This window comes from Priestia megaterium, assembly GCF_046599315.1.
Classification (GTDB): Bacteria; Bacillota; Bacilli; order Bacillales; family Bacillaceae_H; genus Priestia; species Priestia megaterium_F.
On sequence record NZ_JBKIKC010000008.1, the window covers coordinates 151175 to 172354 of the forward strand.

Below are 21180 nucleotides of genomic sequence, written 5' to 3' on the forward strand. Positions count from 1 at the left end.
TTCTTCCTCTCTACTTCTTAATGAATTTCTTTATAAATTAACGTCGGAGCTTCCACTTTTTCAGCAACCGTGCTGTAAGAATCATAGACAATATCCATTACTTCCTGTACATCTTCGCTGTTGCTGTGGATTGTAACAAGAGAGTCGCCTTTTTTCACTTGATCTCCAACTTTTTTATTGAGCATAATACCCACTGCTAAGTCAATTTCAGATTCTTTTGTTGCACGTCCTGCGCCTAGCTTCATTGCTGCTACGCCGATTTTTTCGGCCACGATTTCTGAAATGTATCCGTCTTCTTTTGCTGGCACCTCAATTTTGTGCGCTGCATCCGGTAATTTAGATGGATCGTCTGCAACAGAAGCGTCTCCGCCTTGTGCACTTAAGAACGTTTTGAACGATTCTAATGCTTTTCCGTTTTTAATTACTTCTTGAAGCATTGCACGCGCTTCATCTAAGCTGTTTGCTTTTTCAGCAAGTACAACCATGTGACTTCCTAATGTTAAGCAAAGCTCTGTTAAATCTTCAGGTCCTTCGCCTTTTAACGTGTCGATAGCTTCTTTCACTTCAAGCGCATTACCAACCGCAAAACCTAGAGGCTGGCTCATATCTGAAATGATTGCTTTTGTGTTTCGGCCTACGCCTTTTCCGATTTCAACCATAGCTTTTGCTAATTCCTCAGCGTCTTCAAGCTTTTTCATAAATGCGCCGTTTCCAGTTTTTACATCCAAGCAAATTGCATCTGCTCCAGCCGCAATTTTCTTACTCATAATTGAGCTTGCAATTAATGGAATCGAATCAACCGTTGCTGTTACATCACGAAGTGCATAAAGTTTTTTATCCGCTGGCGTTAAGTCTCCACTTTGACCGATAACAGCAATTTTATTTGTGTTAACTAAACGAATGAATTCTTCGTTTGTAATTTCAACGTGGAAGCCAGGTACTGCTTCAAGTTTATCAATCGTACCGCCTGTATGTCCTAAGCCGCGGCCAGACATTTTGGCAACCGGTACATCAACCGCAGCTACTAAAGGTCCTAATACAAGTGTTGTTGTATCACCTACGCCGCCTGTGCTGTGTTTATCCACTTTAATACCTTCAATTTTTGATAAGTCGATTTGATCGCCTGATTCAACCATTGCTTGCGTTAAATTTACACGTTCTTCTTGCGTCATTCCTTGAAAGTAAATTGCCATCGCAAATGCCGATAGCTGATAATCAGGTAAATCCCCTTTTGTATAACCTTCGATAATAAAATCAATTTCAGCTTTATTTAACTCATGTCCATTACGTTTTTTTTCAATTAAGTCAACCATTCTCATGACGTTTTCCCCCTAAAAGTATCTGCATATTGTGCATCCACTAAAACGTTTTCAATAACTTACACCCTTACTATATAATAGCTTTGAACAATTGTAAACAGATATATTTACATTTGTTCAAAAATATTTCTGACCTCTGTTTTAGTGAATAAAAAAAGACTTCCGCACTCGGAAGTCTTCCCTTATTTTGCAGCTTTTATCACAAATGACAAAACGATTCGGTACTTATTCTTTACCTTTTTGTAAGGAATTAATACGCATGGCTGATCAGAAGGTGTAAATCGTTCAATTCTTTTTTGAGTAGCATAAGGAGAAAAATACATTCTTCCCCAACGTTTAATGATATAGCCTGTGGTCCCCTTAAGCGTCTGTTTGAAAAGGATAACGGTTTCGCTGTGCCTGCAGAGATGATGCGGAATACGATATAACGTCTTCTATTATTTCAATCCGATGAAGCTTTTGCTCTTAAAAAAACAGCGTCTTCATCTCCCTTACTCTTGTTTACCTAACAAAAAGCGCGCCGTGAACTGATCAGTAACCAGCACATTCGCAAATTTTCCTTGCAGCGCTCCGTAAATGCTGTCAATTTTCTGATCCCCACCGGCTACTAAAATGGCGTACTCTTTCTTCTTCAGTTCTTCCAAATCAAGTCCAAGCGTCCGTTCATCCAGACTTTCATTGCAAATTTGTCCGTCTTTGTCAAAAAAACGTGAACAAATGTCTCCCACTGCTCGCGAGGAAATCATCTCTACATCTTGTTCAGAAAAGTAGCCAAGCTGAAAAAGCAGCGAATCCGTTTTAATGGGTCCCGTAGTAAACACAGCAATATTGGCTTGTTTGCCTAAATCTAAAATGCGCTTAATATGACGATCTGTTTCCATTGCTTTTTTGACTACTACATGATCGACAATTACAGGCAAAGGAAGATGCATAGGAGGCGTATTGTATGCCTTTCCAAATAAGTACATAATCTCAGAAGCATATGTGCTTGTTTCCGAATGACTTACTCCGCCTTTTAACTGCACAACCTGCACGTCATTCACATACTTTTGTTTTAAATCGATGGCCACTTGATAAAGAGTTGTTCCCCACGTCACTCCAATAATATCTCCATCTTTTACGATATCATAGAGATAGTCAGCTGCTGCCACGCCTAGATGACTTTTAATAATGTGATTTTCATATTGAGGCACCGGTGTTACGATTGCTTTTTTTAAATTGAATTTTTGTTCAAGTTGGGAAGCCAATTTTTCACTATTGATAGATGAATCCACAATTTTAATTTGAACAATGCCTTCTTCTTTTGCTGTCTGCAGCAATCGAGAAACCGTAGGCCTTGATACACCAAGCTTTTTTGCAATTTCACTTTGATTATAATCAAGAATATAATACATCCTTGCCGCTTCAATCACTTTATTAAATTTCTCTTGATCCATCTCCATCGACTTGTTCTCCCTTACCTCATGAATTTCTTATCCCTATTTTACCAAACTTATGTCTTTAGTCTACTTGGTGAGTGAACAAAATTTCAAGAGGGGATTTTATAACTGTGATGAAAAGAGAAATACTAAGGATTAAGGAGACCAGTTTTCTACGTACCCATTCATTCCAGCATACTCATAAAGAGCTTTTAACCTACGCTCCGAATAATAGTTAAAATCATTGTGAACTGCTGTTAATTTAAGATTATTATTACGAATAAACATTTTCTCAAGATATACATCTTTGGCTAGTTTATTGCTCTTTTTTGTGTTGCAACTTTGACAACTTAACACCAAATTCCAAATATTATCTGATTGGATATAACTCCATGGAATAAAATGATCTACATGAGTAGCGATGAGTTTATCAGAAAAAATTTAGCCACAATAAAAACATTCTTTTGTTTCGTATTTCCAAAGTATGTTATAGAATGCATGCAGCGATTCACGTTTTAAAATATTTTCTACTTTTAACACAATATCTTCTAGCCTATCTTTGTCATTATGTTTTTCTAAAAATTTAGCTAAGTGATAATTCGTTAAATGGGTAACAATTTGTCTGTATTTTTGTAAAAAAATATACATACTGCTATTAAACTTTATGTATCCTGTTCTTTTATCAAACTCATAAATAGAACTCTCCATATCTCCGTATAACGCCCCTACTACATACCTTGCCCCCACTTTTTTAGTTCTCTCTACTAATTGCAATTGAAGAGCACTTGGTAAACGATCAAATACTACTTGAGTGGGAACACGATGCATTAACTGAAATTCCTTTAATTCCTTTTGAATTCCTGCTTGTCTATTGGGTATATTTAATTGATTTAAATCATGATGAATAACCAAATTCCACTATATTTTAGCAAACGAAAAATAAATTTGATCAAACGTGAGTACTAACTGATTATCAACGTTATATATGTTCTTAATTAAAGCTTTCAGTAATCCATATTTATATGTTGTAGTAAAGTGACCATTAGCGAAAAATTGATTAATGATCTTCCAGATTTCTTGTTCTGTTAAATAAGCTTTTTTTATTTCTCCTACTTTTAAATTAAAACTCACCTGCCAACGCTCACTCCCTCCACTATTCGCACCACCGAGCTATGCGTCTTCCGTTTCCATTAAATAAACCCGGTCATCAAACTTCCCGCGCTTCTTCGCTTTCTCCTCACGCACTTTCTCCAGCTGTTCCGGAGTTGCTCCATGCACAGCTGCTAGCGCGTGCATGACTTCCAGTAAATCCGCGAGCTCTTCAATAGCCTCTTGATGCGTTTTGGCTTCTATGTATTCTTGAAGCTCTTCTTTTGCTTTTTTCATCAGCTCATTTTGATATTCTTCTCGCTGCAGCACGCGTGATTTGAAGGTTTTTCCACTTTGCTCAATAATTGTGGGGATTTTATCTCGCACTAGCTTGTTATACGTAGCCATTATTTTCTCCTCCATTCCTTAACTTCCTATTAAACTAGTATTTTTCAAATGCTGCTTGATTTCCGTTAAACACATTTAAATCAATAAACGTTTCTTCACCTTTATAGCCATTTAACCGCCCTTTGTCCGTATACTGCCAAAACGTCCATTCTTTCTGTTCTTCAAGAGTAGGTTTTTTTACAACATTGCGAATCCAAATATCACACTCAGGATATCTGTTTTTAATATACAGTCATACGCTTTAGGCGTCGTATAAAGAATGACGCGCTTGTCATAATGAGATTCAAGACGTTTAATCATACTAGAAAGCTCCTTGTATACATGTTTCTGAGACGGAAGGCTTTGTTTTTTATCTCCGTAAAATTCTACATCAATCACTGGAGGCAAATCATTATTTTTAAAAGAGACCGTTTTGATAAAATTATCCGCTTGTGTTGCACCTTTACTATCATAACTAAAAAAGTGATAAGCTCCGATTCGCATGTTTTTGCGGTTTGCTTGTTTCCAGTTTTGTTTAAATAAAGGGTCTTGAAATGAACTTCCTTCCGTTGCTTTTATAAAAGCAAACTGAATATCTTGTTTACTCAACGTATTCCAATCAATCTCCCCCTGATAAGAAGATACGTCTACGCCTTTTACGTTATAGCGGCTGGCACTTATCGCATTTGGAATTATCCACCCTTTACTCCATAGTAAAAACATCAGGCCTATAAAAGCCGCTACTATGATTACTGCTGTAAAAAGTCTTTTGTTTTTTTGATTTACTTTGTCTATTATGTTTACCCCCTTTTTTAGAAAATACTTCTAATATTTTAACATAAAAAGGATTTTCCAAAACAAGAGAGCCTGCAAGTCTTTGGTAGGAAAGACAAAAAACCACCTAAAAATCAGGCGGCTTTTCTTTTATGCTGCGTCTTCAGATGGTTCGTTATCTTTGGCTGCTTCTATAAGCAAGAAAATAGCCGTTAAAATATGCATGATCATGCCGACAAACGGAATCCATGCAATAGCTGAACAGACAATTCCTATGATATGCCCTGTCCGAACTTTGTTTGCTTTAATTACAAATACTAAACCTACGATATGCAGTGCGAGCATAAGAATAAGCGGCGTGTATGCTAGGCTTATAACCAATGTTCCACCTAAGAGCGGAACCCCCCAAAGAGCCTCTAAACCTCCGCTGACCCATTTCAATATACGACTTGCTTTTCCCATTGTATCCTCCCCCTTTGTCTTCAATGTATGCACAGAGATTTTGTTTCTGAACGTTTGTACATGAAAAAAGTGGCAGAAATGTATGTACTAAAAATAAAACGATAGTCCTACATAAAAATATTTTTCATGTAGGACTAGTTTAATGATGGAAAGTTAATAAGAGAGAAAGGCACCGTTTTAAATGCGATAACCACAAATAATTATTACCTGTGAGGGGAGCTCTTCGTAAGGAGAAATAATTAGCCATAAACAAAAAAACCGAACTCAAAATGTAAGCCCGGCTTTTTCTTATATGATAAATAGAAGTATTGTAAAATGTTTTTCGTATTAGTGTTCTCGACTCTTCTCAAATTTTTCAACAGCCTCAAAATCAAGCTCGGCTGATATCCAATCACCTTTTTCCGGGAATTCTAGATTTCGAACGACTATTTTATTCGGCGCCTTTTTTTCCAAAATTTTCGCCTGGCAGTTTTTGTACATAACTACTTCTCGTTCTTTAATATCTGTCCACAACAAGTGCAGGACTCCTTTCAATTTTAAGAAGTTAATATTTCGAAACACTGTTTTACATTTTATTATATTTCTTTTAATTTGTTAATTCTTTTATCTTGATTTTCACAAAAAAATATTGAGAACACATTCTTTCTAATACAATATACCCAAAATATCTTTTAATCTTTAAATATTTATGTTATATTTTAAAAATTGTATTATAAGTTTTCATATTCTGTGGAAAGAAAGCAGAGCGGCTTATGCGTAAAAAACTTCGCTGGTGTTGTAGCAAGTTTTTTATTTTTGCCTTTTCCCTTCTCCTCTTTTCTCTTTTATACATATTTATAATAGACATATCAATCTATACTAATACGTATCAAGGCTTGAAAGTTCAGAAACATCTTAACATACTAAAAGTTATTGGGTTATCCCACTAAAAATCCAAGTAAATTTACAGACACTCCACCGTAACAGCCAGAACCCTCTATCCATATGAAAGGCTACTTGTACCGCATTTATATTTTATAGAGATATACGAGCTACCTTTCACTATTTAAAAAGCAACACTTTACTCACTGGGAAGCAATACATATAAATAGAAATGATTAGAAACAAAATAAATTTCACTCTTGATATCTCGCTATAAAACAAATGATAATAACAACAAAATTTGAGGTGCCAACAATGAACGTACTAACAAATATTATAATTATCTTATTAGCTTATTTAATTGGATCAATTCCTTTTGCTTTAGTAATTGGAAAAGGATTTTACAAAACCGATATTCGTAAACACGGAAGCGGTAACTTAGGAGCCACTAATACCTTTCGCACTTTAGGAAAGAAAGCAGGTATTATAGTATTGATCGGCGATATAGCAAAAGGCTCATTAGCTGTCTGTTTACCGCTTATTATGAATAGCCACTTACACATGCTTGTCCCTGGATTTATCGCTATTCTTGGACATAGTTATCCAATTTTTGCAAAATTTAAAGGAGGAAAATCTGTAGCAACTGCCGCTGGTGTATTCCTTGCATTTTCACCATTAGCTTTCATTGTAGGGATTCTTGCTTTTTTAATTGCTCTAAAAATTTCTAAATACGTATCCTTATCTTCACCTATTGGCGCATTGGTTGCCTTTTTAACATCAATCTATGTAGGTGATGTCATATTAATGGTGTTTGCAGCCATTATTTTTGCTTTCATTACGTGGAAGCATATAAAAAACTTCAAACGCATTAAATTAGGTACAGAACCTAAGGTTAATTTTTAAAAGTAATGAAGTTATTTACTAGTAACCTTTAAATATGTTTAACAAAAAGGTGTTCATAATTTGAACACCTTTTTTTAATTATTTTAGTATTTCTCGTCCGAAGATAGACGTAAATTATAAAACTTTTTAGAAGAAACGCTCTTGGTTATAGAATAAATAATACATTGCGCTACTTCTTGTATCTTATTTTATAATTTGATATTTACTATTTATTAACTTAACATAGTAATCTTTTTAGTAACTTTGAATAAATAAATGAAACCTTTTCCCTCCCCTAACCGTATAGCTACCATGCACGTATTAGTTAAAGGAGGAAGACTTGTGCTAAAACGAATTTCACTGTTTATTTTTGTTAATATTTTAGTATTAATTACAATCACAACGATTACATCTTTATTAGGTGTTCAAGGCTATATGGGAAGCAGCGGCTACGGCGGCCTGCTGGCATTTAGTGTAATTGCCGGCTTTAGCGGCGCGATTATTTCTCTGATGATGTCACGCGTCATGGCAAAGTGGATGATGGGTGTTCAAGTTATTGATGAACGTTCCCCTCAAGGTGAATACGAACGATTTGTTCTCGAAGAAACGCACCGACTTGCATCTGTTGCAGGATTAAGAAAAATGCCTCAGGTCGGAATTTATCACTCAGCGGAAGTTAACGCTTTTGCAACGGGGCCAAGTAAAAGACGCTCGCTTGTTGCAGTTTCAAGCGGAATGCTTGAACGCATGGATCGCGATGCCATTAGCGGCGTTATCGCCCACGAGATAGCGCACATTAAAAGCGGTGATATGGTAACAACTACGCTGCTGCAAGGAGTATTAAATACATTCGTTATTTTCTTCTCTCGTTTAGTAGCCAAAGCGGTATCCAACTTTGTGCGAGAAGAATTCGCGATGGTTGTCTATTTCCTTACATCCATTATATTTGAAATTCTCTTTAGTATTTTAAGCAGCCCGATTATTTTCTGGCATTCAAGAAGACGTGAATTCAAGGCCGATGAGCTTGCAGCTAAACTCGGCGGTAAAGAAAAAATGATTTATGCGTTAGAATCACTTCGTCATACTACTTCATTAGTAGATGACCGTCAAAAATCAATTGCTGCTTTTAAAATTAGCGGTAAAGAAAAGTTTTCGCGCTTATTCTCTACTCACCCGCCGCTTGAAAAACGCATTGAACGCTTGCATTCACTATAAGCAGAAGAAACCAGCTTCTTTATAGAAGCTGGTTTTTTATGTTATGACTGAGGAGCAAGCACACGTGCAGCTTCCCACAGTAAGACGCCGTCTTCATTTTTTGTTAATTCAACGTATCCTTCTTTTTCTAAATACGTAAGCTGGCCGTACACTTCTGAGAAAATAAAGTCCGGTGCTTTTTCATACATATCAGGGAAAAAAGCAGCGCTTACTTCAAGTGTTGTTTTCTTTCCTTCACCCATTGCTTGTAATACGCGCAGCGCCCATTTATGCTGCTTTTGAATACGTTTCATAATTAAAGAATGAATATTGCTAAGCGGTTCACCATGTCCGCTGTAAATCAATTCAATGTCGTAGTTTAACGTTTTTTCAAGAGACGCTAAGTAGTCCAATAGCGGTGTTGGCTTAGGATTTTGGATTGTCGGCTCCAAATATGGATTTGACGGTACTTTTGGCAAAATGTGATCTCCGCCAAACGCGACTTTTTCTTTGCGATTGTAAAACATCAGCTGACTCAAAGAATGTCCCGGTGTTTCAATCACTTCCCAATCATTCGCATACGGAAGTCTATCTCCTTCTTTTAAATACCCTGCTAGCTTCTGTTCTTTAGGTGAATATACTTGAATCGCAGCGGTTGCTTTACGAAGCCATTCGTCCATTACATCATCACTGACTCCGAACTCTCTAAGAAAATTACGATATAACTCGCTATGCTGCTGCACAAACTCTTCGTCCTGATAAATCCAAGGCTCCACCAGCTTGTGGCCGTAAACCGGTATATCACTTGGCAGCCATTCTAAAAATCCAGTGTGATCCGGGTGCTGATGAGTCAGAATAACTTGTTCAATGTCTGTTACTTCATATCCTTCTTTACGTAATGCCTCTTCAAAAACATTCCACGCTTCTTTTGTTTTCATACCTGCATCAATTAACGTTACCTTTTCTGCTTTTAATAAAAACACGTTTACTGGTCCAATTGGAAATGGTGTAGGCAGTTCAATTCGTATCACTTTATTATCTAAACTCATTTTACCAAACCCCTATATCTGCATTCTTTTTACTGCTTTGTACTATTAAACGTTTCATTCTTTTATATAGTCCACTTACTACTAACCTCTACCTTTTGTAAAAGAGCGCTAAGCATCAACAAACAAAGAGCTCTCTACACTCTTACAAACGTTTTATATGAATTCATACTATTAATAGTTTAGCAGGTTTGAAGACAAATTGATAAAGGAATGCTTTCCAGTACACTTATTTAAAGAGAACTAATGGTTCATCAAACTAAAAAAGTAAGATAGAATAAAGAGACGAAATGATGCAATAAGGAGTATATTTTATGATTAAAGCGATTTTTCTTTTTATCCTGGCGGGTCTTGCTGAAATTGGCGGCGGCTATCTGATTTGGCAGTGGCTGCGCGAAGGAGCATCAAGCTGGTTAGGGCTGCTGGGCGGTATTGCTTTGGTGCTGTACGGCATCATTGCCACGTGGCAGTCATTCCCGGACTTTGGGCGTGTATATGCAGCTTACGGCGGTATTTTTATTGTTTTAAGCTTATTTTGGGCGTGGTGGGTTGATAAAAAAATGCCTGATACATACGATTGGATTGGCGGACTTGTGTGTCTGATTGGCGTAGCGGTTATGCTTTGGCCGAGAAGTTAAGTGATAATACAGAAAGCGGCAGAACACATAGATTCTGCCACCTTTTATTTTTTTAGATAAATACAGTTATGTTGCCGGTTTATGTACTCACAAAAAAGACAACCTTAAGGTTGTCTTTTCTATTACTTCAGCTCAGCCCATCTTTTATCTAATGATTTTAATAGTTCATCTGCAGACGTTTGGCCGCCGATGTATTCTTGTACATCCGCTCCAAATTTTTGTGTTACGCCTTCAGGGAATTTTGTCCATTCCCAAGGAAGCGTTTTTTGATCCTTTGAATATTTAAGAAGTTCTTCACCTAAAGGTCCAATATCTTTTGCTTCAATTGATTTAAAGGCTGGAATGTACTTGAAGTCTTCTACTAGCGCTTTTTGACCTTCTTTAGATGTGACCATCCAATTTAAGAAGTCTTTTGCTGCTTTTTTGTCTGCCGCCGGTGCTTGTTTGTGAATAACCCAGTTGCTTGGAACATCGATTGCAAGCTTGTCAGATACAGCCGCATCGTCGCTTAACGGCATAGGTAGAATACCTACATTCATATTCGGTGTAATTTTATCAAGCATTGGCTGAATCCAGTTTCCTTGCTGAATCATGGCTGCCTCGCCGTTCGCAAACTTCGTTACTTGCGTGTTGTAGTCCGTCGTTAATGGATTTTTGTTTCCATATTTCACCGTTAAATCAAGCAGCTTTACATATTGCTTGAACTGCTCGTTTCCTGCGATTTTAGTACTGTCGTCATTTAATCCTTTAATAAATGCATCCGGATCTTTTTGACTGGCAAACGGAATATTTAAGCCGTGATTTCCAAGCACCCACCACTCGCCGTAGCCGATAGAAAATGGTGTAATCCCGGCAGCTTTCAGCTTTTTAGCCGCTGCTTCTAATTCTGAATACGTTTTTGGCAGTTCTTTAATGCCTGCTTTTTTGAACAGCTTTTTGTTATATGTAAATCCGTAGCCTTCAAGACTGATTGGCTGTCCATATACTTTACCGTCCATCGTCATTGGTGTAAGTGTATTTTCGTACGCATCATCAATCCAAGGCTGATCCGATAAATCTTCTAATTTATTTTTCCATGTTTTTGCCTCTTGATATCCGCCGTTTGTGAAAAGGTCAGGTGCATTACCGGAAGCAAACTGCGCTTTTAAAGCAGCTGCGCCGTCAGCTCCTCCACCGACTGTTTGGATATTGAATTTTACATTTGGATGTTCTTTTGTATATTGGTCAGTTAGAGCTTTTAACTGATCTGCAATTTCTACTTTTCCTTGAAATACATCTACTACAACTTGATCTCCGCCGCTTTTTTTATTACCTGATGCGCTTTCGTTTGAACATGCAGTTGAAAATAAAAGCGTGGCCGATAAAACCCCTGCCGCTAAAGGCCATTTTTTCATTTTAAATGCCATTTTCCGTTCCTCCCTATTTGTTGCTGGTTTTGATACCACCGCCTCAAAACCAGCATTGTTACCGCTTCTATTATTTAATTGAACCGCTTGTAATTCCTTTAACAATGTGCTTTTGCATTGCAAAGAAGAAGATTAATAGCGGGATAATACTGATTACAAGTGCTGCTAGTGCTAAATCCCACTGCTTTGTATACTGACCAAAGAAGAAGAATGTCGCAAGCGGAATCGTTCTTAATTCAGGATCTTGCAGAACAAGAGATGGAAGTAAGAAGTCATTCCAAATCCATAGGCTGTTTAAGATGACAACGGTTACTGTAATTGGCTTTAATAATGGAAATACAATTCTCCAGAATACGCCCAGACGTGAGCATCCGTCGATGATTGCCGCTTCTTCTAGCTCGACTGGAATTCCTTTAATAAATCCGTGGTATAAGAAAATCGTCATGCCAGAACCGAAGCCTAAATACATGATGACAATACCCCAGATGCTGTTTAACAGATTTAAGTTTCCCGCTACTTTTACAAGCGGAATCATGATGGATTGAAACGGAATAACCATTGCCGCTACGAATGCCATAAAGATAATGCTGCTGATTTTTTTCTTTGTTCGAACCAGCATGTAAGCTGCCATTGAACAGAAAATTACTAAAACTGCGTTACTGATAACTGTAATGATTAGCGAGTTGCTAAGCACTTTTAAGTAATTCATTTGGTTAAATGCATTGACAAAGTTTTGAAACTGAATCGTCGTCGGCAGTGCCGATGTGTTTGATAAAATTTCAGCAAATGACTTTAACGAGTTTGAAAGCACGTAATAAAATGGAACTAAGAACACCAATCCAAGCAGGACCGCTAAAATTTCAACAATAAAGGTTTTGCTCGTATATTTGTTTCCCATCACGATTCAACCTCCTTCTTCTTGGTGTATGTTACTTGAATAATTGTAATTGCTGCTACGACGATAAAGAAAATTAACGCTTTTGCTTCACCTAGACCGTATCTGTTATTAACAAATGCTTCTGTATAAATGTTAAGCGCTAACATTTCTGTTGATTTAAATGGTCCCCCGTTTGTTAATGATAAGTTGACATCAAATACTTTGAATGACCATGAGATCGTTAAGAATAAACAAACTGTTACTGCCGGTGCTACCATTGGAATTGTAATGTGACGAAGAATTTGCCATCTGCTTGCTCCGTCAATTTTTGCTGCTTCAATCAGCTCTTGCGGTACGTTTTGCAGTGCTGCTGTGTAAATAAGCATGATATAGCCTGCTCCTTGCCATACACTTACAATCACAATGCCCCAAAATGCTGTTTTTGCGTCTCCCAACCAAGGAAGTTCAAAAAGCGAAATTCCTGTAATTTGTCCGATAGATGCAAATCCTTTTACGAAAATGAACTGCCATACAAATCCTAGTAAAAGTCCGCCAATTAAATTCGGCATAAAGAAGACCGTACGTAAAATGTTTCGTGTTTTTAACATTTGAGTAACCAGAATCGCTAACACGAACCCGACCACGTTCGTTAAGATAATCGCAACGATTGTGTATTTGGTTGTAATCCAAAACGATTGCTGAAACTGCTTATCTTCGGTGAACAAGTACTTAAAGTTATCAAGCCCCACCCAGTTAATCGTGCCGTTTACTCCGTTCCAGTCTGTAAATGAATAATAAATCCCTGTAAAAAATGGTATGAGTACAATCACACAAAACGCTAATAGTGCGGGTCCTACAAATAGAGCAAATAAACCTACATTTTTTAAATTTTTACGTTTTTTTGTATTAACTGATGGTTTTCTTTTAAGTTCTTGCTCTAAAGGAACATATTCTGTCTCCTGTAATTTACTTTGGCTATTCATCTTACTAGCACCTCCCTATGTCTTATTTTAGCGAAATCCGTTATTTATGAAACCGCTTTAATTGACGAGTAGGGTGTAAAATATTGACCTTTGTGCAACATTCTCTCCCCTGTGCACATTTTGCATATTTTTCAAAGCACGAAAGAAATAAAAGAAAAAGCTAGAAGTAAACGACGGATCTTCTTATCTTATACACTAGAAAAAAGATGTAGTGGGGAGGAACATACTCATGACAGCAAAACGAGCGTTAATTACGGGTGCCAATTCAGGAATGGGACTGGCTACAACGATTGAATTAGCCAAAAAAGGGTTCAAAGTCATTATGGTATGCCAAAATGAAGAAAGAGGGAACGCTGCGTTAGAAGAAGCGAAGCACCAAAGCGAATCGGATTCCATATCTCTTATGACCTGTGACTTGGCTTCTCTCGAAAGTATCCGGGCTTTCACTGAAGACTTTACGTCTCGCTATGATATGCTTGATGTGCTTATCAATAATGCAGGCGTTGTGACAATTAAGCGCGAAACAACACAGGACGGATTTGAAATGATGCTTGGTGTTAATCATTTGAGTCATTTTGTGTTAACTAATTTACTTTTAAATCCGCTAAAAAAATCTCAGCAAGGACGCATTATAAATGTTGGCTCCGGTGCTCATAAAGCTGGAAGAATAGACTTCAACAACCCTCACTTAACAACAGGATTCGGAATATGGTGAGGATACTCTCAGTCTAAATTAGCGAATAACTTATTTACGATCCATTTAAGTAAAAAGCTAAAAGATACTCCAATAACCGTAATTTGCCTCCACCCGGGAGCAGTCTCTACCGCTATCGGCGTTAACCGTCAAACGGGCTTTGGAAAAAGTGTTCACGCCGTGCTTCGCCCGTTCTTTTTAACGCCTTTTGAAGGTGCCGAAACAGCTATTTATTTAGCATATAGTCCTGAAGTGACGCATATTAGCGGCGCTTATTTTTATAAAAAACGCGTAACCCCACCTTCTTCAAGAGCAAAAAATGAGCAGCTGGCAAAAGAATTCTGGGACTGGAGTGCACGCGAAGTTGGCTTATAACGTAGAATGCGCAGGAAAGAAGCGAATAACGGAACACATTTCTCCTAATAAAAAAGGTCAGCTTTTCAGCTGACCTTTTCTTATTAGAAAAACGTTAGTCCTATGGCAAAAATAAAGCCTGATACAATTAACGTTGTCACGCAGTAACCCATTATATCTCTTGCTCCGAGTCCTGCGATGGCTAGTGCAGGCAGTGCCCAAAACGGCTGTGCCATATTCATCCACGCTTCTCCGTAAGCAATGGCCATTGCAGCGATTCCGGGATCTACTCCGAGCTGTTCAGCGGCCGGCATAATAAAAGGTCCTTGTACAACCCAGTGTCCTCCTCCTGACGGAACAAAAAAGTTCACAACGCCGGAACTTAAAAACGCGAGAAATGGAAATGTCGTTTCATTTGAAATCGAGATAAATGCGTTCGTTAACTTCCCGCCTAAGCCTGATAGCTCCATCATGCCTTGAATACCTGCATAAAATGGAAATTGAATCACAATCCCCGCAGTTCCTTTCGCCGCATTAGAAACGGCATTCATATAGGATAAAGGTGTTCGGTGAAGTAAAATACCTGTTGTAAAAAACAATAAATTCACTGTGTTAATATCCATTTTAAAACCGTTTGTAGCAAAATAATAAATTAAATATGAATACCCAAGAAGCGCAATCGTCAGACTTAAAAACCTGCTGTTTTCCATGCGTACAGCAAATGTTGGCTTAGAAGAAGCCGTCTCAACAACTGTAGCCGGAGCCATTTCATCTTCTGCCAGAAGTCTTGGATCAATTTCCACCACTTCTTTTCCCGTCGGCATCATCAGTCTTGTCATAATAGGAAGGACAATTAATAATCCAAGGGTAATAAATAAGTTGTAGCCTGTAAAAATCGTGTCTGACAGCGGAATAAGTCCAGCCGTTTTTTCCAGTGGATTTCCAGGCGTAGCAGCGACAAGAGGAATCGAACCTGACAAGCCTCCGTGCCACGTTAAAAATCCTATGTAAGCACAGGCAATTAAAAAACGATAATCAGACCCCGGAACGCGCTTCGCTACTTCTTTCGCAAACAGCGCCCCTACAATTAATCCAAACCCCCAGTTGATCATACAGGCCATGGCTGCGCCGAGCGTTACAAGAATAACACCTTGTGCCGGAGTTTTGGCTAATAGTGCTATGTTCACAAGCCATTTTTTTACAAGTGGCGAGCTAGCAAGCGCATGTCCCGTCACAAGCACTAAGCTCATTTGCATCGCAAATGCTAGGAGGTTCCAAAAGCCGCTTCCCCAAAACTGAACCATCTCAATCGGCCCGTGAGGAGTAAAAACAATACCTGATACAAATAAAATCAGCGTCAGGATTAAAGCAAACACAAACGGATCAGGTAAAAACCGCTGCACGAGCGCCGTAAAGAAATTAGATAACGCTTTCATTTTACTCCTCCTTTACAGGAATACTCCTGTGAATAAATGTCGATAAGCACCTTTAATTATACATAATTTGTTGAAAATTGTTAATATTTAGTTTAATAAAAACCCTTCTGTTTTCAGAAGGGTTTTACACGTTAAATGTTTGAACAAGCGTTGGCTCTCCCTCAATTTCAATTTTCTTTTCTTGAAAGGAAATATGTAAGCTTTCATAAATATGTTTCCAAAATGAAATAGCCCGCTTGTTTTCTGCAAGCTCAATAATCATATACGTTCCTTTCCGATTAGAGAAAATGTCTTTTACCGTTTTAGAAGCGATGCCCTGCCCTCGGTATTTATTTAAGATAAAAAAATCATTAATGCAGTAATCTGCTTCTTGCTGAAGCGCGGGCTGTTCAAGGAGTAAGAAAAAGCCCGTTAGCTCACCATCAACTTTAATAAAGTATGGCGAGAGGCCTTCTACTTTCCAAAACAGCGGCAGCTCTTCAAAATGAAAAGCTCCATCTTCGCGAATATCTAAAGAAGGTGTATACGCAGATAAATCGTGGAGATAAAGAGAATACAAATTTTGCAAAACGCCCGCTTGGCTTTTAGGTACTTTTTCAATAGTAAGCATTCTTAGTTCATCCCCTTCTTTTATTATCATAAGGGTTTTTTGCGAAAGTTTACAGTAAAAATGTTTGGGGCAAAGTGAAGACGGGTGGTCAAAAAGCTCTTTTTCATTTTGTGAATATATTAACTGCAATAAAAAAAACGATCATCTCCGGTACTATACGCTCCGTCTGATGATCGTTTTTTATGTTTTGTGTACTGATGCTGAAGTTTTTCCTGCTTTGTTTTGGTTTTGCGCGTTTCCATGTCTGCAAATACAAACAGACTGCGATTTAATTCTGGGTTTCGTTTTCCTTCACGCATCATTTTATCACGCATTTTTTTTGCTTTTGACTTTGCCATGTAACTTCCTCCCTATATAAATGATGTATACATATCTTACTGCTTTTTTATAAATTGTCAAGTACAGAAGCACTGACATGCTGACAGTGCTTCTGTATAGTCAAGACTCTTTATTTTTCAGCATATCATCTAGCTTTTGTTCCATTCGCTGAAGCCTTTTTTCATTTACTCCCTGCTTTTGAATCAATCTTTTTATGCCTATAATAAATGCAATAATTCCCCCTGCCCCTCCTATAAGGATAAGCAGCATAACGATTTGAAAAATAACATCACTTGTATTAACCATAATTCCACCTTTTAACTTGTTTTACATTATATTATTTTTATGGATATATATCGCTTTATTTTATAAAAAATGCTCTCAATACTGAGAGCTTCATTTACTATCTTCATCATAAACCGTCCATTTTTCCTGTTTGATTTGATTGGAAACATCGATCAGTTTATTTTTCACTCGGTCTTTTTCTGCTCCTGTTAAAGGCGTAGGTCGGTAGTCGTTTCGCGCCGTTGTGGAAGAAATACGGAATGGAATAACATTGATGTCTTTATTAGTCGTTAGCTTTCCATCTTTAATCGTAAACGTCTGCTGAAATACAAATGTATCTTTATCGCTTGGATTTTTGTTTCCGCCAAACATAAAGTTTCCTAAGCTATAGACAATAAATTTATTTTTGTACTCTTCAATTCCTTGAACAACATGAGGATGATGACCTAAAATTAAATCTGCTCCATTATCAATTGTATACTTCGCCAATGCTTGCTGCGCTGTATCAGGAACATAGTGTCGTTCAGATCCCCAGTGGAAATGCACAATAATTACTTTAGCACCTTTTTCTTTTAAAGACTTAATTCCGTCTTTAATCTGGCTTCTTATTTCTTCGGTGTCATCCCAGCCCGGATATCCAAGCAACCCTACTTTGACTCCTTTTACCGTTGTAATATATGTATCTTCATAGCCAAAATAGCCTATTCCGCTTTTCTTTAAGTTCTCTCTTGTATCATCATACCCTTGCTGTAAATAATCATGTGTATGATTATTAGCTAAGTTAACGGTTTCAATACTTCCCTGCTTCAAAATATTCACAAAAGAAGGATCACCTTTAAAACGAAATGTTTTACTTGCTTTTTCGGTCGCAGTTGTCAGCGTAGTTTCTAAATTAACCGTTGTTAAATCATCTTGTTCAAAAATCGACTTTACATTTTGCGTAAAATACGGCAGGCCATTTCTTGCCGCTACGTCATTAAAAGTAGAATCATAGCTGAAGCTTTCATCATTTCCTAATGTGAAATCTCCCGCCGCGCTAATTTTAATCGTTGTATTAGTGGCTTCTTTTTTCTCTTTTTTGCTCACTTCTTCTTTAGATTTTACCGTTTCTTCCTTTTTCTGCGGTTCAGAAGATGTTTGTTCTCCTGCTCCTCCGCATGCTCCCAGTAAAAAACACAAACTTCCATAAATAACAGCTTTTTTTAAATACTTGTTCATGTAACGTTAAAACCCCTTTTTACGTTTTAATAACTGTGTTTGGACATGCTGTTTACTATACATTTCGCCAGATACATACAATTCTCCTATTATATCGGCAAAATAAGTGAAATTTTTATAAAAAAAGGAAGTTTTTATATTCTTTTTGGGGTAAAATAAGAGGTTTTGCTAAGAAAAAAGTAGTGAAAACACTACGGAGAAAACTGATGAGCCGTGATAAACGTCAAGTAATTCACAAAAAACGCAGAAATTTCCAAACATCATCTAAAATAAAAAACCCCCTTTGCCATGCAAAGAAGGTTTTATCTATACTTAACAAATCGAATCATTAGATTTAGGGTTTTTGAGTCCAAATAGCGGTCGGATGAATAGCGCTAAGCCTGTTCCAAGCATCGCCATACCCATCCATACCCATCCATGAAGACTAAATGAAGCAATGCCGCCAAAGTAAGCGCCGATGTTACAGCCAAAAGCAAGGCGGGCACCATACCCCATTAGCAGGCCGCCCACAACAGCTGCTCCTGCAACGCCGGGCTTAATTTTTCCTGGTTTGAACGTCCCTTGCGCCGTCGCTGAAATGAAGGCGCCTAGTATGATCCCAAAGTTTAATACGCTAGTAGAGTCCGCTAGCACACTTTGCGTTAGCGCCTCTCCATTCGCACCTTGGAAAAATCCCCAGCTCGATACATCTATCCCAGCTGCCATCATCGCTTTTCCGCCCCATAAAGCAAAAGCAGAAGTAATTCCCCAAGGATTTCCTCTTACAGCAAGCGTCAATGCATTTAATACAGCCAGCACAATCGCTGCGGTGAATAGAGGCCAAGAGCCGCGAATAACTTTTTGCCACCCTTTTGTAGTAGGAAGCTGCTTCATCATAGGCGGATTTTTCTTTTTGGCAATTTGAATGGTGATCCAGTAAATCGCTGCAAACGCGATGAGCTGTACAATCCAAGCACCAAAATAACCAAGACCTGTCGATTCAGCTAATGAAATAGGCGGAAGTGAAGGTTGTTTTTGCCAAAATGGCAAATGATATGCCCCGAACATAGAACCTACAATAAAGGATAAAAGCGTTAAAATCATGGAAGAAGAGCCGCCGCCTAAAGAATACAGCGTCCCTGATGCACATCCATTTCCTAACTGCATTCCAATTCCAAACATAAACGAACCAACTATCACGCTTACTCCTACAGGTGAAACATATCCTTTTGGCGTTACGCCTGTAAAGCTAAAGCCTGTACTTAAAATAATAGCAAACAGCGTTGAAGCAATAGCTAGCATAAGCATATGTGCTTGCAAGCCTTGAACATTTCCGACAGATACAAGTCGGCGAAATGCTGATGTAAAGCCAAAGCGTGCGTACAAAAGCGTCATTCCTAACGCTAGACCGATTATGAATAAAGTACCTTGTGTCCAATCAGTCGTTAGCACAATCGCAAGAAGTAAAATAACCGCTGCTATAACCCCTCCTGCAAATAGTGACTTTTGCATAGGGCTTAATTCTGTTACAACAGTGGTTGGCTTTGATTTATATGATGAGTGCAACGTTTGGGCCAAATCATCCACTCCTTTTCTCATAGAAATACTAAGAATTAATATTTATCATCTTATAGCACTTCCTTCTCTCTGTAAACTATTTAGCAAAATAAAAGTGAATTGTTTATTTTTTGAGTATTCTTTCTTTTAGTCATACAAAAAGCAGAAGTTTTTGTTTTTCTGCTTTTTTAAGCGTAAATAGAATGAATCTCTTCTACAGAGGTGGGTTGAGGCTTTGCAAAATAATACCCTTGAAACAAATCATATCCCATCTCTATAAGGAACTTTAAATCTTCTTCTGTTTCTACCCCTTCCGCAAGAGCCTGCGCCCCCATTTTATGGGTGATAGCTAACATTTCTTGGGCCACTTTTTTCTGTTTCTCATTCTTACTGACTCCATTTGTGAATTCAAATGCCAATTTCACGACATCAGGCTCAACTTCTAAAAGCCGCTTCAGCGTGTTATAGCCAACCCCTATGTCATCTAAAGCATATTTAAATCCGTAGGAGCGATAATAATTCAAAATGTTTTTTAAATGCTCAATATCTTGAACATCCTCCGTTTCAATAACTTCAAACACTATCTACTATCTGCTCTGGTTTTATATTCAATTCTTTAATTAACGCAAATGTAGATGCCAAGCAATGCTCGGGGTTATATATTGCTGTAGGAATAAAATTAATAAAAATCAGCTGTTGATCAATAACGCTGGCATTTTTTACAGCTTCTAAGCGGCAGACTCGGTCAAGGGCGAAGGTTTTATTTCTTACTTGAGCAGCTTCAAACATTTTAAAAGGCGGTATAATCGTTCCATCATCTTCTAGTCCTCTTAATAAAATTTCATGGCCAATGATGTTCACTCGTTCGTTATCCACCGATACAATTGGCTGATAATATGAGCAAATTCGCTTGTCTTCAATCAGCTCATCAATCCATAAAGCATCTTTCGTTTTTTGAAAAACAGTGATTGGCTCCATACGCTGCAGGTTTTCAAACGGGCGCCGCTGCGTAGCTTCTACAGCCCGCCCATGCTGAGGGTCTAATTGCTGATGAACATAATCCATAAAACTCCAAAAGATATCTTCTTTCATCCAGAACATATCCTCTCCAAGATTTTTCCATTGATTTCGAGAAATATCTTTAAAGTATTTTTTCACTTCTTATATATCGGTTGATTTCTTAAAAGAAACCGTATATCCCGTCTTAATTGGCAGACACGCGTCACACCCTATAGTTCATCTTCCCCCTCATTTATTATCAGTTTTTTTATGTAAACATGTATAGTTCTAGGAACTATACCACTTTTAAGAAATCTGCAAACCCTATTTCCTTTTAAAATAGAACGCATCGAAAAGTTTTGGTAAAATGATAGACGTCTTTTATTATCTAGAT

22 protein-coding genes and 2 pseudogenes are annotated in these 21180 nt (G+C 37.8%); 4 read left to right on the top strand and 20 right to left on the bottom strand.

Translation table 11 applies throughout. From position 1 onward, the window contains the following. Positions 1-17 precede the first annotated feature (17 nt). The 8 genes and pseudogenes from ACLHDF_RS21275 to ACLHDF_RS21310 form a co-directional block, all read right to left on the bottom strand. On the bottom strand, positions 18-1319 hold the full coding sequence (locus ACLHDF_RS21275) for a pyrimidine-nucleoside phosphorylase (protein WP_221813205.1): 1302 nt from the start codon (positions 1317-1319) through the stop codon (positions 18-20). Between the two features lie 491 nt (positions 1320-1810). Then, the gene (locus tag ACLHDF_RS21280) at positions 1811-2755 is read right to left on the bottom strand and encodes a sugar-binding transcriptional regulator (RefSeq protein WP_413920678.1); all 945 of its coding nucleotides are present in this window, start codon (positions 2753-2755) and stop codon (positions 1811-1813) included. Between the two features lie 138 nt (positions 2756-2893). Continuing rightward, positions 2894-3178 carry an HNH endonuclease domain-containing protein gene (locus ACLHDF_RS21285; protein WP_413920679.1) on the bottom strand — a complete coding sequence of 95 codons (285 nt, stop codon included), beginning with the start codon at positions 3176-3178 and terminating at the stop codon, positions 2894-2896. Further along, positions 3179-3565, bottom strand: coding sequence for a hypothetical protein (locus ACLHDF_RS21290; protein WP_413920620.1), 387 nt, complete (start codon positions 3563-3565; stop codon positions 3179-3181). It lies immediately after the preceding gene. Positions 3566-3907: 342 nt separating this feature from the next. Then, positions 3908-4234 (bottom strand): phosphoribosyl-ATP pyrophosphohydrolase, encoded by a 327-nt coding sequence (locus ACLHDF_RS21295; RefSeq protein ID WP_413920680.1) that lies wholly within the window; start codon positions 4232-4234, stop codon positions 3908-3910. Between the two features lie 34 nt (positions 4235-4268). Next, a pseudogene (locus ACLHDF_RS21300) lies at positions 4269-4936 on the bottom strand (GH25 family lysozyme). 201 nt (positions 4937-5137) lie between these two features. Continuing rightward, entirely contained in the window at positions 5138-5449 is a 312-nt protein-coding gene (locus tag ACLHDF_RS21305) for a hypothetical protein (protein ID WP_413920621.1), read from the bottom strand. A 327-nt stretch (positions 5450-5776) separates the two neighbouring features. Continuing rightward, on the bottom strand, positions 5777-5965 hold the full coding sequence (locus ACLHDF_RS21310; protein WP_413920622.1) for a hypothetical protein: 189 nt from the start codon (positions 5963-5965) through the stop codon (positions 5777-5779). A 660-nt stretch (positions 5966-6625) separates the two neighbouring features. On the opposite strand from ACLHDF_RS21310, the gene plsY reads away from it, so the two are divergent. Continuing rightward, positions 6626-7213, top strand: coding sequence for a glycerol-3-phosphate 1-O-acyltransferase PlsY (plsY, locus tag ACLHDF_RS21315; RefSeq protein ID WP_413920623.1), 588 nt, complete (start codon positions 6626-6628; stop codon positions 7211-7213). A gap of 321 nt (positions 7214-7534) precedes the next feature. Then, complete coding sequence (gene htpX / locus ACLHDF_RS21320) at positions 7535-8407, top strand: protease HtpX (protein ID WP_413920624.1); 873 nt, start codon at positions 7535-7537, stop codon at positions 8405-8407. A 41-nt stretch (positions 8408-8448) separates the two neighbouring features. Here htpX and ACLHDF_RS21325 read toward each other — a convergent pair whose 3' ends face one another. After that, a complete protein-coding gene (locus ACLHDF_RS21325) occupies positions 8449-9435 on the bottom strand; it encodes an MBL fold metallo-hydrolase (RefSeq protein WP_413920625.1) in 987 nt (328 codons plus the stop codon). Between the two features lie 311 nt (positions 9436-9746). Between ACLHDF_RS21325 and ACLHDF_RS21330 the strand changes: the two genes are divergently transcribed. Then, a complete protein-coding gene (locus ACLHDF_RS21330; RefSeq protein ID WP_116071612.1) occupies positions 9747-10070 on the top strand; it encodes a YnfA family protein in 324 nt (107 codons plus the stop codon). A 122-nt stretch (positions 10071-10192) separates the two neighbouring features. Here the strand turns inward: ACLHDF_RS21330 and ACLHDF_RS21335 are convergent, their stop codons facing one another. The 3 genes from ACLHDF_RS21335 to ACLHDF_RS21345 form a co-directional block, all read right to left on the bottom strand. Further along, entirely contained in the window at positions 10193-11476 is a 1284-nt protein-coding gene (locus ACLHDF_RS21335) for an ABC transporter substrate-binding protein (protein ID WP_413920626.1), read from the bottom strand. A gap of 70 nt (positions 11477-11546) precedes the next feature. Then, positions 11547-12374: a carbohydrate ABC transporter permease gene (locus tag ACLHDF_RS21340; RefSeq protein WP_013057493.1), complete on the bottom strand. Its 828-nt coding sequence runs from the start codon at positions 12372-12374 to the stop codon at positions 11547-11549. Further along, positions 12374-13336 (bottom strand): carbohydrate ABC transporter permease, encoded by a 963-nt coding sequence (locus ACLHDF_RS21345; protein ID WP_413920627.1) that lies wholly within the window; start codon positions 13334-13336, stop codon positions 12374-12376. The genes ACLHDF_RS21340 and ACLHDF_RS21345 overlap by 1 nt, the downstream gene beginning before the upstream one ends. A 229-nt stretch (positions 13337-13565) precedes the next feature. On the opposite strand from ACLHDF_RS21345, the pseudogene ACLHDF_RS21350 reads away from it, so the two are divergent. Further along, a pseudogene (locus ACLHDF_RS21350) lies at positions 13566-14405 on the top strand (SDR family oxidoreductase). An 83-nt stretch (positions 14406-14488) separates the two neighbouring features. Here ACLHDF_RS21350 and ACLHDF_RS21355 read toward each other — a convergent pair. The 8 genes from ACLHDF_RS21355 to ACLHDF_RS21390 all read right to left on the bottom strand — a co-directional run bounded on the left by ACLHDF_RS21355 (position 14489) and on the right by ACLHDF_RS21390 (position 20879). After that, a complete protein-coding gene (locus tag ACLHDF_RS21355; RefSeq protein ID WP_413920628.1) occupies positions 14489-15820 on the bottom strand; it encodes a TIGR00366 family protein in 1332 nt (443 codons plus the stop codon). Positions 15821-15944: 124 nt separating this feature from the next. Next, complete coding sequence (locus ACLHDF_RS21360; protein WP_413920629.1) at positions 15945-16430, bottom strand: GNAT family N-acetyltransferase; 486 nt, start codon at positions 16428-16430, stop codon at positions 15945-15947. 119 nt (positions 16431-16549) lie between these two features. Further along, a complete protein-coding gene (locus ACLHDF_RS21365) occupies positions 16550-16768 on the bottom strand; it encodes a hypothetical protein (RefSeq protein ID WP_413920630.1) in 219 nt (72 codons plus the stop codon). 100 nt (positions 16769-16868) lie between these two features. Beyond that, entirely contained in the window at positions 16869-17054 is a 186-nt protein-coding gene (locus ACLHDF_RS21370) for a DUF4083 family protein (protein ID WP_413920631.1), read from the bottom strand. A gap of 90 nt (positions 17055-17144) precedes the next feature. After that, positions 17145-18251 carry a CapA family protein gene (locus ACLHDF_RS21375; protein WP_413920632.1) on the bottom strand — a complete coding sequence of 369 codons (1107 nt, stop codon included), beginning with the start codon at positions 18249-18251 and terminating at the stop codon, positions 17145-17147. Positions 18252-18563: 312 nt separating this feature from the next. Then, a complete protein-coding gene (locus ACLHDF_RS21380) occupies positions 18564-19808 on the bottom strand; it encodes a YeeE/YedE family protein (RefSeq protein WP_413920633.1) in 1245 nt (414 codons plus the stop codon). 167 nt (positions 19809-19975) lie between these two features. Further along, positions 19976-20368, bottom strand: a complete 393-nt coding sequence (locus ACLHDF_RS21385; RefSeq protein ID WP_413920634.1) for an EAL domain-containing protein — start codon at positions 20366-20368, stop codon at positions 19976-19978. Continuing rightward, entirely contained in the window at positions 20361-20879 is a 519-nt protein-coding gene (locus ACLHDF_RS21390) for an EAL domain-containing protein (protein ID WP_413920635.1), read from the bottom strand. The genes ACLHDF_RS21385 and ACLHDF_RS21390 overlap by 8 nt, the downstream gene beginning before the upstream one ends. Positions 20880-21180: the final 301 nt, after the last annotated feature.